The following is a 13,190-nucleotide window of genomic DNA, read 5'->3' on the forward strand; positions in this document are numbered from 1 at the left end:
AACACATAAAACTTATGGTCGATTGCTAAATCCAATTTGGATTTGCTGAAGGAAGGAGGGCAAGGCTGAGTTTGTATTATTTTTGAGATAACCTGCTTCGATTGCAAAGGTGTGATGTGAATCTTCTAATGGGATTAGACGAACTTCATCTTGAAGATAGGCGAGTTGATAGTTATCCGGGAAAAAACCGATTAGGTTCTCTGTTATAATATAAAACAACTCTGTTTCCACATCGTCTGCGGTTCGAAGGATGTTCGGCTGATAGCCGTCTTCAATTGCGTGCTGGATCATTAGATGATAGGAGTTTCCAATAACCGTTGGATTCAGCATGACAAGCGGATGTTCGTATAATTCCTCTTTGGTGATCGATTCATGATGGAAAAGAGGATGGTGATGACTCACAGCCGCACAATAACGCCCCTTATATAAGGGATAGGTTACAATGTCCTCTTTTCCCTGAAACTCGGAGTCAAAGGCAATCGCCACGTCATAAATCCCTTTTTGCAAGTATTCTGCGATATCTTTTAGCAATACTTTATTCAGTTCAAGCTTAATATTCGGATGATGATCCTGAAACGAGGGTATCAATTTCAATAAACTTTGGATATCTGTCATCGCCGCATATTCGATACTCAAAAATTGCGTGTTATACTTTTGAAAATTATCCATACTTATCTTCATATGATTGTATTGCTTCCAGAGAATGAGGGCTTCGCCATAAAATAGCCATCCGGCTTTAGTTGGCTCGATGGGAATCTGCTTTCTATCAATTAATTGAATGTTGAATTCCTCTTCAAGCGCGGCAATTTGTTGGCTAATCGTAGTCTGCGATACGTAGTTCTTTTTGGCTGTTTCGGTAAAATTTCTGCATTCAACGAGATCAATAAAATATTTAATCTTTCTTATGTTCATATTATCCTCCGCTGCCGCTATTTGCTCTATTATACCCCAGAAAGCAAAAAGAGAGCCTCGTTTAGGAGACTCCCTGTTTGTACTAATCTTATTTTGTATAGTTATCGAAATAACCTTGAATATAAATCATTGGTGTTCCTTTATCTCCACTACCTGAAGTCAAATCGGATAGAGATCCAATAAGGTCCGTTAATCTACGAGGAGTAGTCCCTTGTGCTTCCATCGCACCGACTAGATCATCATTTTTATTCTGGATGTATTTAGAAATGGCTTGCTTCAGCTCTTCGCCACGAAGATGAGAGAAGTTGTTATCAGCCAAGTATTTCAATTTCACTTCATTTGGTGTTCCATCAAGGCCTATTGTGTAAGCAGGGGATACAACTGGGTCTGCCAGCTCCCAAATTTTGCCGACCGGATCTTTGAATGCACCATCGCCATAAATCATAACTTCTACAGTTTTACCTGTAATTTCTTTGATTTTTGCTTGGATACCATCCACGATAGGTTGGCAGTTATTTGGAAATAGCTTTACACTTTCTTCTGTTGCTTTATTGGATCCAAGTAGACCATAAGCTTCGTTAAAGCCGCTGCCATCAATGGATTGTGTAAGAATATCATCCAGACCAAATACTTTTTCCGCACCATTGTTTGTGAGAATACGTTTGGTTCTGAAGCGAGTGTGAATATCACAAGTTAATACATTTTTTGTATAGTTTAAAATGGTTTTCGGATTGTTGGAGAAGATCACTTCACAGGTTACACCTTCAGCTTCAATCAAACCTTTATAGTATTCAATATAATCAACACCTGTGAATGGGTGCTTGATATAGCCGAAAAACTCACGGAATTGAGCTTCTGTTAATACATCCGTCCAAGGATTGATTCCTTTTGCATCAAGTTCGTCAATGTCTACAAGATGGTTGCCCACCTCATCAGAAGGGTAGCTTAACATTAAGACTACTTTTTTTGCCCCTTTGGCAATACCGCGCAAGCAGTTAGCAAATCGGTTACGGCTAAGGATTGGGAAAATAACACCCACGGTTTCCTCGCCGAATTTCGCTTTAATATCAGTAGCAATATTATCAATTGTCGCATAGTTTCCTTGTGCCCGAGCAACAATGGATTCAGTTACGGTTACAATGTCACGATCCTCGATCGAGAAACCTTCGACTTTTGCTGCATTCAATACGGTCTGAACTACAATTTCTTCTATGTTATCGCCATTGTTAATGATGGGCCCGCGGAGTCCACGTACCACTGTTCCTACTACTCTTTCCAATATGATCTCTCCTCTTGTAAGGGTCTACTCTATATATAAGTAATGGTTATAATCCCTATATTACTATACCTTTTTAAGCGATATAAGTGAAATTAATGTTTATGATATCTAATATAAAAATGGTTTATATCTTGAACTTAATCTTGCTTATTCATCCAAACGATTAGCTGGATTAGAGGAAACCTGCTAAAATACAGCTTTTTACACAGGTATTCTCTGCATGAAGTCCAAAACCTGCGAATGTGCAGGTATATCCTCACTTATGGCTCGAAGGCTTCTTCTGGAGCGAGAATAACTGCAGATTTGCAGGAATCAATAGTTTAACCCTCCTCGTATCCTTAAAAAATGTACTTTTGCAGGTTTATTCGCTGTTTTATAGATAATGGTTAGTCAACCATCAGCATCTTGGAGCGACATCGTGCTAGTTGCACTTGAAGAGATTGAATCTGATCATGCCCAATCTATAGAATCCGAGACAACTTACGATACGCCCGCGGAGAAATCCCCTCATTCGCCGTGAATACTCTACTGAAATAATGTATATCGGGATAGCCGACTTGATCGCCTACCGTTTCGATGGGCCAATCTGTTTCCCGCAGCAGCTTACGCGCCTCCCTATGGCGGATCGAACGAAGATATTCCCCTGGGGGCATCCCCGCCACCTCACGAAATAGCTTGGCAAAATGGTCCTCATGCATATTCATGACTGCGGCCATGGATTTGTTCGTCCAGCGTTCTGCCGATCTCTCTTCTAAATCTTCTATTAATACCCTGATACGCTCAGTGTGGACTGAAGATTTAGCTGCATTTCGAGAGCTTTGCGTTCGAAGCAGCGAAGTCAGAATGCCAAGCAGAAGTCCCCGACAGACCCATTCATAGCCGGCAGGCCTCATAGTAAATTCATGAACAAGCTGCTCCATGGAATGAACGCATTCAGGTGAAGGGGAATAAATCGGTTCTTGAGACAATGGCATGAAAGGAGCGGTTACGGCTTCATAGGCGAATTTCTCACCTATTACTTCATCCTCATTAACTACCATATCTTCCTCATGTGTAATTACCGATTCCCCAAAGAAATCAAAGTGGATGCCAATAAGCTTGGTATCTGTTTCTGACAGGATAGCATTCTGATGATATACCCCAGAAGAGAGAAAAATTAGCTGTCCAGAATTTAGTATAAACTCCTCCGTGTCCATCTTAGTTGATAATTTTCCTTGGCGAACGTATAGAAGCTCAAAGTCATATAACCTTCTTCTCGGAAAGGTGCAAGGGGGAAGGGTCTGCAATTGTGCATAGTGAATTCCGGGTGACCAATCACGAGAAGGTACGTGCTTTTTCAGGGGATAATGGGGTTCTTTTTCACTCATGTACATGCCTCCGCAGCAGTTTAGAATTTATTATTAATTTAGACCGGAATCGTGCAACAATTCTCTACTTCACCTAAATAATTCTAACTCTAAGTCTATTATAATATAAATATATAAAGGATATAAGCATTTCTAAATCAATCTCATTGAAAACGGAAAAAAACAAATATGAGGAGGGTTCAAATGAAAAAGGGAATAAACATCTGGTCGTTTCGCGAAGGAACAGAAATTAAAGAATGTGTACGTCTAGCCAAGGCGGCTGGATTTGATGGTATCGAGCTGTCTTTAAACGAGTCGGGGGAACTTGGTCTACAAACCACTGAGAAGGAGGCGCGTACATTACGTGATTCTATTAATGAAACGGGTCTAGAGATCGCTGGGTTGGCGACAGGTCTGTATTGGTCATATGCGATGACTAGTGAATCTGAAGCTAATCGAACCAAGGCAATCGACGTATGCAAAAAGCAACTGGAGCTGGCGGCTGCGCTTGGTGTAGATACGATTCTTGTCATCCCTGGCGCTGTTGGTGTGGATTTTATCGAGGGCTGTGAGGTTGTAGATTATGAAAAAGCTTATGATAGAGCGCTGGAAGCAATTAGTCAGTTAGCTAAGGATGCTGAGCAAGCAGGTGTTTCCATTGGTCTCGAGAATGTGTGGAATAAATTCTTGCTGTCTCCACTCGAATTACGTACTTTTATTGATACGGTGGGTTCCAGCTATGTAGGCTCCTATCTTGATGTTGGGAATATCGTACATTCAGGTTATCCAGAGCAGTGGATACGGATTTTAGGGAATAGAATTAAGAAGGTGCACTTCAAGGATTACCGCCGGACGGCTGGTGGGCTTCACGGATTTGTTGATCTGCTCGCTGGGGATGTGGATTATCCAGCAGTTATGAAAGCGCTCGATGAAATTGGATACGACAATTATGTTACCGGTGAAATGATACCATCATACACACATTATACAGAGCAAATTATTTTTAATACTTCCGCAGCTATGGATGCCATTCTCGGACGCACCACTTTTAAAGCTTAAAGTAAGCGGGGAAGGCAGTGCTCAGAGTCGGACTAGTAGGCTTTGGATTTATGGGCCGAATGAACTTTGATAAAGTATTATTCATTTAACGGGAGGCTTCATTATGTTGAAAATCGGTTTGATTGGCTTTGGATTTATGGGCCGGATGCATTTTGATAATTATGTTCGCTTAACAGAAGAGGGGCATCCAATCGTCCTTAAAGCTATCTGTGATTTGCGAATTGAGGAATTGAAAGACGGTAAAGCGGATGGTAATATGAGCACTGCTCAGGAAGTTTATGATTTGACAGCTTACAATCTCTACGATGATCTGGAGAAAATGATAGCGAGCGAAGAATTGGATATGATCGATATTGCGGTTCCTACTTACCTGCATGCTGAAATGACTTGTTCGCTACTGGAGCGAGGATATCATGTCTTCTGTGAGAAGCCGATGGCTAGAACTTCAGTAGAAGCGCAAAAAATGGTAGAAACAGCGGAGCGCAGTGGTAAGAAACTGATGATCGGACAGTGCCTTCGCTTTTGGCCGGGGTATGAATATTTGAAAGAAGTTGTGGAAACTGAGCAATTTGGTAAAGTGATGGAAGGCTATTTCTACCGTGGTTCAGGAGCTCCTAAAGATTGGTTTCTGGATGAGAAGCTAAGCGGTGGATGTATCACGGATATGCATATTCACGATACAGATATGATTAACTATTTGTTCGGCAGACCGGCTAAAGTATCGACTTTGGGACGTAACGTTCTGCCGGGAAGCGGATACGATATAGCTTCTACACACTATTTTTATAAGGATGCAAAGGTGATCAATGCTCAGGTGGACTGGACGCTGGAGGGCGACTTTGGTTTCTACATGGGGTACAGAGTTAACTTCGAGCGAGGAAATGTTGTATTTGACGGAAGTCAGGTTAAGGTGAATCCGAATGATGGTGAAGGCTTTATAGTGGAGCTTTCCCCAGATGCGGGGTACTACAGAGAGCTGGTTTATTTCCTGGATGCAATTATTCACGATAAGCCCATCGTCATTTGTACGCCGGAGAGTGCAGCGGATTCTTTGGAAATCGTAGAGGCGGAAGTAAAGTCAGCGGATGCCGAAGGGGAATGGATGATCCTTAACTAACAGAATATAGAGTGGCCATAGACGTGAACTAGAGAACAGATCATTGTAGATGATTTCTCCAGTCACGTCTTTTTGGCATGCATGAAAGCTATCCTTTATTGCGCTGGAATTTTGTATTGTCCCTAGCATAGTGAGATACAGAGCCGTCATATCTTCTCAGGCGTACCTGTTCATCGGAGAACTGTTCAACAATTCCTGAGGCTACCTCTGAATACATTCCATCAGGGTCAAGCTGTAGGGCAGAAATATAAGTTTGGGATAAAGCGGCTATAAAAAAATCAATATTTTTATTAAGTGTATGTGGCATGGTATTCCCTCCGGTGATATCTTCAACATGAATATATATAATCCTAAGGAACTATTTTACCACGTTTTACGGATGATTTTGAGGAGGAATTACTTGATTTTGTTCGAAAATATGAGAAATTTGGTTGTAATTGTATTTATTCTCCGAAGATTATCCGAGGGCAGGTAGCGAAATTATTTCGCTGTCTGTCCTTTTGTTAATTCTGGTTTGAAAAGAATCCTGCGGACGGATATGATTTGTGTAGTGAAAGGATGATCGCCAAATGACAGAACAAACACAAAGAGCCAAGGCGTTATACACACGATTTCTGGGCCATTTTTTAAATATGCATAAGGAAGGTTTCCTTAAAGAGTATAAGAGTTTTGAAATTCCTAGAGAACAAGAATTAGAATGGCTGAACGAAATGGCCTTGGAGTATGCCGGGCAGTTGTCGATACGGGATTGGGAAGCGATGACGATGCTGGAGTCTATCTCCCAAAATTATCAGGATAGCTGGATTGTGGAAAAAGTCGCCTCTTTTGCCTCGCGTAATATTATGAGTGCGGATAGTTTAGTTAAGTTGATCTATGCAGAGAAACTGGTTGAAATTATTCGTTCTCATAAACAACTGATCACCAAAGAGCTGTTATTTGGAGCCTGTAAAGTTGCTGTGCAAATCCTTGAAAATGTAATCTCACAGCCGCTGGTCATTGACCCTGGACATGAGCTTAAGGAGCTTGGTCTTAAAGATAAAAGAGCATTGAACAGCCGTGCAGAGCAAAGTTTGGAGCAGGTGAAGGTGCTAATTAATTAAGAACTGAAGGAACAGGATTCTTTTGACCATATCCGATAGGGGTGGGCATTATTAATCTCGAGATAAGGCAGGTTGATGTTCTAGATTAGGGAGTGACCGAAGTTGACATACTGTTGTCAAATTGGGTGTGTTACGATTTCTTAACAGATTAACTCTGATGATCTAAACAAGAAGATGAGGGATATACAATGGCGGAACCTTTAAAAGCGATGTACAATAAACAGTTTCTGCATGATTTCGGCGAAAAGATTCGTAACGTACACGGTGTCTTCGACACGGAGGCGTTTGTAATTTCAGCGATGGCAGAGCCTTGGGACGCTCTCGAACTTAAGGCGAGAATGCGGCGGATAACGGAGACACTTGGAAGCCACCTGCACCTTCCTTATGAGGAGGCGCTAGCGATTTTGTTCGCCATTACTGAAGATTGTGTGGGATTTCCATACTTGATCTTTCCAGACTTTGTTGAGGTATTTGGTCAGGGGGCGGAGCATTGGGAGCTGTCCATGCAAGCGCTGGAGAGATTCACACTGAAATCATCAGCAGAATTTGCAGTAAGGCCGTTTCTCTTGCGTGAACCGGAGCGGATGATGGAGCAGATGCTAGTATGGTCTTTGCATCCCGATGAGCATGTACGCCGGTTAGCAAGTGAGGGTTGTCGTCCTCGTCTACCGTGGGGACAGGCTCTCCCAATGTTTAAGCTAGATCCAGCACCAGTGTTACCAGTACTTGAGCAGCTTAAAGCGGATTCGTCTCTATATGTGCGCAAGAGCGTGGCTAACAATTTGAACGATATTGCTAAGGATCACCCGGAGATTGTGCTCGAAACAGCACGCCGTTGGATAGGTTCAGATCCCCTCACAGACTGGATTGTGCGGCATGGTTGTCGTTCTTTAATCCGTAAAGCTAATCCGGAGATTATGGCTTTATTCGGTTATGCGGAGCAAGCAGACGAAGCAACACCATTAATAACGAGTGCTTCCATAGTGATTGATCCTTCCATCCTGCGGATTGGCGAAAGCTCTGAATTGCAATACGAGCTTCAAGTTCGCGAAGGAACGCCAGCCCGTATTCGAATAGAATATGGAATCTACTTCGTGAAGGCTACAGGTAGAACCTCTCGTAAATCTTTTCTACTATCGGATAAAACAGTACCTGGAGGTACAATTCTGTCAGGCAAACGGACGCATCGCTGGGCTAATTTAACCACTCGGCGTCATTACCGAGGGGAACACCGGATTGTATTGTTGGTTAACGGGCGGGAAGTTGCAGATACAGTATTGAAACTTGAAGCGGATGAGTGAGGAGTGTTAGTACATGAAAAAAGAAGTTTTGATTTTTATTTCTAATGGCTACGCGGATTGGGAAAGTGGATATATAAGTGCCGAACTCAACAAGCCAGAAAGTGAGTACAAAGTTAGAACCGTGTCTTTAACTAGCGACAACGTACAATCTATGGGCGGATTTACTGTTATTCCTGACTATAATATTGATAATATCCCCGCCCAATTTGAAATGTTAATTTTAATTGGGGGCACAAGTTGGAAAGATAATTCAGCGATTACTCCAGTTATTGAGAAATGTATACAGGATAAGATACCTATAGCCGCTATATGTGATGCAGCAACCTTCTTAGCAGAACATGGCTATTTAGACCACATTCCTCACACTGGAAATTCATTAGATTACTTAAAGGAGTACGCTCCTAATTATAAAGGACATGTAAACTTTATAGAAAAACAGACCGTTTCGAGTGACGATATCATTACTGCTAATGGTACGGCTTCATTGGAATTTACAAAGGAAATCTTGAAGAAGTTAGATGTTATGCCCTTAGAAAAAGTTGATGGATGGTATAACTTTTTCAAAAATGGATTTTACCAAGAATAACGGAGTCATGAAAAAAAAGGTGCTCTCAGGTCGTATCGACTTGAGAGCACCTTTCTGCTTATTTTTTCACTTCAGTAACACCAGTTACTTTTCCTTGATCCGATGTATCAAATGTGGATTGATACTTAGCATCTGAGAAGTAAACATTTCCCTCAACTGTTGCATTTACTAAGCTGAAGCCTTCCGCTTCTACGTATACATCACCAACAAATGTGCCGCCTTGAATACGAGCGTTTTTACTTTTGATCGTAATTTTCGGTGCAGTTAGTTTATAGGAGTTGGTGATATTGTGCTCCGCATCTTGTGTATAGAGAGCAATTTTGCGGGCGGGTTCATCTTTATTCGTGAATTGTCCATCCAGCACGAGATCCTCGGTGAAGGTCAAGTCTTTTAGTGTAGCGGCGATCCAAGTACCATCTGCGCTGATAGCCTTTTTAAAAGCCTCTTCATTATCCACTACGGAAGCAGATGTAACAGCATCTGTGGTGTTATTTGGTGTATTAGTGGTACCTGCGTTATTGGTAGTGCCCGTAGTGGCGGTGGGGGTGACGTTTGCATTGTTATTTGCTGAATTTCCGCAACCAACCAATAGCACAATTGCAAATACTGTGGCTACGCTTGCTATCTTTCTCATCTGAATAACCTCCCTGAGTAATTGTACTGATATCCTTCGAGCTTAATATAGACTGATTAGTTAGTATTAATGTGGTGTAAGCACAAACGCTTACCGTCCTTAGGGACGCTGAAGGTGCTTCTGCTTGTGGACACAATAATATTTACCGATCATTCTACAAATGGTAATATAGGCCTGGACATCTCTGGCGTATAGTATGACCTGGAAAATATGATTTATGCGAAGAATTTCACGAAAAATAACATTCTTCTTTTGATGAAGAAGCATTTTGGATTACAATAAGTTAAGGTGAAAAAAGGAGCTGTACCAATGGCTAAACAGAAATATTATGTAGTATGGGAAGGTAAGCAGCCGGGAGTCTACAGCACTTGGGCGGAATGCCAGGCGCAGACGGATCACTATACCGGAGCCAAATATAAATCTTATGAATCTAAAGCGGCGGCAGATGCGGCTTACAAAGCAGGCTGGAAAGGCAATTGGGGAACTGGGGCGTCCGGTGCAGCTAAGTCTAAGGGGACAAGTTCTTTTAAACGAAGCGCTACAGTAGAGACTTCAGAGGAGATCGATTACGACAGTATCTCTGTGGATGTAGGTACGCGTGGCAATCCGGGTCCAGTCGAATATAAAGGCGTGGATACACAAACCGGAGATATCATCTTCTCTTGTGGGCCGATCAAGAAGGGCACTAATAATCTAGGGGAATTTTTAGCGATTGTGCATGCCTTAGCGCTGCTGAAGAAAGAGGGAAGCAATAAAACGGTCTACAGTGACTCTGTGAATGCTATGAAGTGGGTAAAGCAGAAAAAGGTTGCTACAACCTTGCCACGCGACGCTTCGACAGAGGAAATATGGGTGCTAATTAATCGGGCAGAGCGTTGGCTGCAGACCAATACCTATGACAATAAGGTGCTTAAGTGGCAGACCAAAGAGTGGGGCGAGATCAAAGCGGATTATGGTCGGAAATAAATGCGGCTAGGCTTTTGATTTCGGCATGAGGAGGAGAATTGGGGATGTTCGGCAACGATTGGGATGAGATATTACAGGATGAAATGCAAAAGCCCTATTTTCTGGAGCTAATGGCTAATCTGGAAAGTGAATATAAGGAACATACAGTCTATCCGCCAAAAGAATTACTGTTCACGGCATTAAAGCTTACGCCTTATAGTGGAACTCGGGTTGTTATTTTGGGTCAGGATCCATACCATGGTGCGGGACAAGCTCACGGGTTAAGCTTTTCTGTAAATCCGGGGGTGCGTATACCGCCTTCACTGCGAAATATTTATACGGAGCTAATGGAGGATATCGGGGTACCGATTCCTAATCACGGTTCTTTACTGCAATGGGCAGAACAGGGAGTGCTTATGCTCAACTCGGTTCTAACGGTACGAGAGGGAGAGCCGAATTCTCATAAAGGTTTAGGCTGGGAGACATTCACAGACACCATTATGAAGAAGCTAAATGAAAGAACTACGCTAATGGTTTTTATTTTATGGGGAAGTCATTCCCAAAAGAAAGGCGCCTTCATAGACCAAAGCCGACATGAGGTTATTCAGGCTCCACATCCGAGTCCGCTCTCGTCGTATCGTGGATTCTTTGGTAGTCGTCCTTTTTCGAAGGTCAACCGGTTTTTGGAGTCGAATGGAATGATAGGGATCGATTGGTCCATTTCGGACTTATAGCTAATCGGATGTTGGGAAGGGGGAGGGAGCTATGAAGCATTGGGTTGGTAAACCAGTTATTATGTACTGCGGCGACGAACCTTACACGATTATGAAAGGCATTTTGCGCAAATGGGATCTTTCCGCTTCTGTGGCCGTAATCGGTCATCAGGAAATTGCCGTGCCATTTCGGGATATTGTGGTCATCAAGGCTTTGGCTCCTAGAGAAAGAGCACTGCCTCCAGTCTTGCATTCTGTGGGTTATGTAATGAGGGAGCGGCAGCAATTTGATAATGCAATATATTTTAAATCGGCGGTAAGCGTTTGGAAAGAGGATCGGCTGATTGCTCTGAATACGACCATTGTTTCACATACGAAAGGTTCAGTTACACTACAGGATGGACAGAACCTCATGAAGGGGAATCACATATTTGTAGTACGTTCTTTGCGGGGGTAATTTCAGTAACCCTATAAAGAAGAATAAATGGTACATCTTCCATTGGAGATGTACCATTTGTTATTTACAGAACTTCAGTTAGTTTGCATAACGCTTAGTAAGTCTTATAGCTTCTCATTCTTGAGAGGCTCCGTCTCTTCCTCTCGATCGGTAACAATAATCTCGTACACTCGCAGAAAAATAATTTTTGCAATCATATAGACGGGAAGCGCAATAAGCACGCCAATAATACCGTAGAAATCTCCACCTATAAGAACAAGAAGGACAGTGGTCAGTGGATGAACATCTAATGATTTTCCGTAAATGATCGGTGAGAGCACATTATCTTGAATTTGCTGTGCAATGAATATGATCACCAAGGACCATATGGCCATCGTAGGTGACTCAATGAAGCCTACTATAATTACCGGTATTGCTGCAAGGAAAGAACCTACATAAGGGATGAAATTGAGCGGTACAGAAATTACTGCGAGCAGTAGTGAGTAAGGGAGCCCGATGATAAGGAAACCGATATATAACATAATACCGAGTACGACGTTTAGCACCACACGTGTGACAATGAAACTGCTGAGCGCACTGTCGATATCTCCAAACATCTCTTGTCCTTGCTTGCGGTATTTTTTCGGGAGTAGACCCTGTAATTTAGGTGACAGCTTATAGTCATCTTTCAGCATGTAGTACAGAATGATGGGCAAGGTAGCGATTAATACTACAATGCTGGAAACTACACCGATCAAATTGGACATCGAATTGGTGACCCAAGTAATTGCATCGCTAAGATATTCTGATATACGGGCAGCTATGTCGGAGTCCCCTTGGAAAAAGCGCGACAGTGTCGGATCGTCCCTTAAGGCATTGAACTGATCCTGTAATCCCTGAACGAGATAAGGGGTATTATCGATAAAGTTCTGAATTTGTTCTTGTAGCGTCGGCCAGACTAGAATCCAGAAGAGAATGAACAATCCCGCAAACAGGAAATAAATAAGCAGGATGGAGAGCGTTCGATTCAATTTTCTTTTTTCAAGGACGCGTACTAACGGACGTAACAGGTAGTACATGAAGCCTGATAGCAGCATGGGAATAAGTAATAATCTGAAAATGGCAGCCAAAGGTGCGAATAGAAACATTACTTTGGAGCCTAAGTACAAAATAAGTAAAAAAGCGATGATAGTAAGACTTGTCCGAAAATACTTCTGTTGTTGCAATAGGAACATCCCCCAATTTCAAAATAACAATCTATGTAGTTTAATAACCCTAATTCACATGTCTTGATTCAAATGAGTGGATTACTTCCCTATAGGTAGTTGTTGGCATATCCGTGGAGGATGACCATATGACTAAGGCTACGCCAAGTAAGCTGTTCACATCACATCACATCACATAACCATAACATCATCATTACCATTCCGGGGCTTCATGGATTATCTTGACTTCCGTTTGGAAGTTTTTTTTGTGGATAGGGTGAATATTTCTGGTACTATAACCTCGCCTCCGGTTTCCTTCGTAACTTGTCTTGCCTTGACGAGAGACATAAAAGCAAAAAATTCCCCTAAAGTGGCCAGTGCGGCAGCAATGATCTCATAATCTTCAGCGCTTAATTCTGCAGCTTCTTCACGGCCAGTTCCGTTCCCGTTGTAATTTCCATTACTGTTTCCATTACTATTCGGATTTCCATTACCGCCCATTTTGTTGTTAGTTCTTCTGTTGGCCATTTCTGATCACCCGCTTTTTCCTATATGTA

General features: G+C 42.3%; 15 protein-coding genes. 8 read left to right on the forward strand and 7 right to left on the reverse strand.

The genetic code is table 11. The features are described from left to right. Nucleotides 1-12: 12 nt before the first annotated feature. From NSS67_RS11315 to NSS67_RS11325, 3 genes are all read right to left on the reverse strand, one after another. A complete protein-coding gene (locus NSS67_RS11315; protein ID WP_339319621.1) occupies nucleotides 13-912 on the reverse strand; it encodes a LysR family transcriptional regulator in 900 nt (299 codons plus the stop codon). A gap of 88 nt (nucleotides 913-1,000) precedes the next feature. Continuing rightward, nucleotides 1,001-2,191: a coenzyme F420-0:L-glutamate ligase gene (locus NSS67_RS11320; protein WP_339319622.1), complete on the reverse strand. Its 1,191-nt coding sequence runs from the start codon at nucleotides 2,189-2,191 to the stop codon at nucleotides 1,001-1,003. A 461-nt stretch (nucleotides 2,192-2,652) separates the two neighbouring features. After that, nucleotides 2,653-3,558: an AraC family transcriptional regulator gene (locus tag NSS67_RS11325; protein WP_339319623.1), complete on the reverse strand. Its 906-nt coding sequence runs from the start codon at nucleotides 3,556-3,558 to the stop codon at nucleotides 2,653-2,655. Nucleotides 3,559-3,741: 183 nt separating this feature from the next. On the opposite strand from NSS67_RS11325, the gene NSS67_RS11330 reads away from it, so the two are divergent. Both NSS67_RS11330 and NSS67_RS11335 read left to right on the forward strand, forming a co-directional pair. Further along, nucleotides 3,742-4,596 (forward strand): sugar phosphate isomerase/epimerase family protein, encoded by an 855-nt coding sequence (locus NSS67_RS11330; protein WP_339319624.1) that lies wholly within the window; start codon nucleotides 3,742-3,744, stop codon nucleotides 4,594-4,596. 103 nt (nucleotides 4,597-4,699) lie between these two features. Continuing rightward, nucleotides 4,700-5,713, forward strand: coding sequence for a Gfo/Idh/MocA family oxidoreductase (locus tag NSS67_RS11335; protein ID WP_339319625.1), 1,014 nt, complete (start codon nucleotides 4,700-4,702; stop codon nucleotides 5,711-5,713). 88 nt (nucleotides 5,714-5,801) lie between these two features. On the opposite strand, the gene NSS67_RS11340 is transcribed toward NSS67_RS11335, so the two are convergent. Further along, the gene (locus NSS67_RS11340) at nucleotides 5,802-6,020 is read right to left on the reverse strand and encodes a hypothetical protein (RefSeq protein ID WP_060622498.1); all 219 of its coding nucleotides are present in this window, start codon (nucleotides 6,018-6,020) and stop codon (nucleotides 5,802-5,804) included. A 262-nt stretch (nucleotides 6,021-6,282) separates the two neighbouring features. On the opposite strand from NSS67_RS11340, the gene NSS67_RS11345 reads away from it, so the two are divergent. From NSS67_RS11345 to NSS67_RS11355, 3 genes are all read left to right on the forward strand, one after another. After that, complete coding sequence (locus NSS67_RS11345; protein WP_339319626.1) at nucleotides 6,283-6,813, forward strand: hypothetical protein; 531 nt, start codon at nucleotides 6,283-6,285, stop codon at nucleotides 6,811-6,813. Between the two features lie 188 nt (nucleotides 6,814-7,001). Further along, nucleotides 7,002-8,114 carry a hypothetical protein gene (locus NSS67_RS11350; RefSeq protein WP_339319627.1) on the forward strand — a complete coding sequence of 371 codons (1,113 nt, stop codon included), beginning with the start codon at nucleotides 7,002-7,004 and terminating at the stop codon, nucleotides 8,112-8,114. A gap of 13 nt (nucleotides 8,115-8,127) precedes the next feature. Beyond that, entirely contained in the window at nucleotides 8,128-8,700 is a 573-nt protein-coding gene (locus tag NSS67_RS11355; RefSeq protein WP_339319628.1) for a type 1 glutamine amidotransferase family protein, read from the forward strand. Nucleotides 8,701-8,758: 58 nt separating this feature from the next. On the opposite strand, the gene NSS67_RS11360 is transcribed toward NSS67_RS11355, so the two are convergent. Then, nucleotides 8,759-9,334, reverse strand: a complete 576-nt coding sequence (locus tag NSS67_RS11360) for a hypothetical protein (protein WP_339319629.1) — start codon at nucleotides 9,332-9,334, stop codon at nucleotides 8,759-8,761. A gap of 309 nt (nucleotides 9,335-9,643) precedes the next feature. Here NSS67_RS11360 and NSS67_RS11365 point away from each other — a divergent pair, with 309 nt between their 5' ends. Genes NSS67_RS11365 through NSS67_RS11375 form a run of 3 tightly spaced genes read left to right on the forward strand, consistent with a single transcriptional unit; the run spans nucleotide 9,644 to nucleotide 11,449 of the window. Beyond that, nucleotides 9,644-10,300, forward strand: coding sequence for a ribonuclease H family protein (locus tag NSS67_RS11365; RefSeq protein ID WP_339319630.1), 657 nt, complete (start codon nucleotides 9,644-9,646; stop codon nucleotides 10,298-10,300). Nucleotides 10,301-10,344: 44 nt separating this feature from the next. Continuing rightward, a complete protein-coding gene (gene ung, locus NSS67_RS11370) occupies nucleotides 10,345-11,013 on the forward strand; it encodes a uracil-DNA glycosylase (protein ID WP_339319631.1) in 669 nt (222 codons plus the stop codon). Nucleotides 11,014-11,044: 31 nt separating this feature from the next. After that, a complete protein-coding gene (locus NSS67_RS11375; protein WP_339319632.1) occupies nucleotides 11,045-11,449 on the forward strand; it encodes a hypothetical protein in 405 nt (134 codons plus the stop codon). A 104-nt stretch (nucleotides 11,450-11,553) separates the two neighbouring features. Here the strand turns inward: NSS67_RS11375 and NSS67_RS11380 are convergent, their stop codons facing one another. Further along, the gene (locus NSS67_RS11380; protein ID WP_339319633.1) at nucleotides 11,554-12,663 is read right to left on the reverse strand and encodes an AI-2E family transporter; all 1,110 of its coding nucleotides are present in this window, start codon (nucleotides 12,661-12,663) and stop codon (nucleotides 11,554-11,556) included. 207 nt (nucleotides 12,664-12,870) lie between these two features. Then, nucleotides 12,871-13,161 carry a hypothetical protein gene (locus tag NSS67_RS11385; protein WP_339319634.1) on the reverse strand — a complete coding sequence of 97 codons (291 nt, stop codon included), beginning with the start codon at nucleotides 13,159-13,161 and terminating at the stop codon, nucleotides 12,871-12,873. Between the last annotated feature and the right edge of the window lie 29 nt (nucleotides 13,162-13,190).

It is taken from the genome of Paenibacillus sp. FSL R10-2734 (genome assembly GCF_037963865.1).
Lineage (GTDB): Bacteria > Bacillota > Bacilli > Paenibacillales > Paenibacillaceae > Paenibacillus_AQ.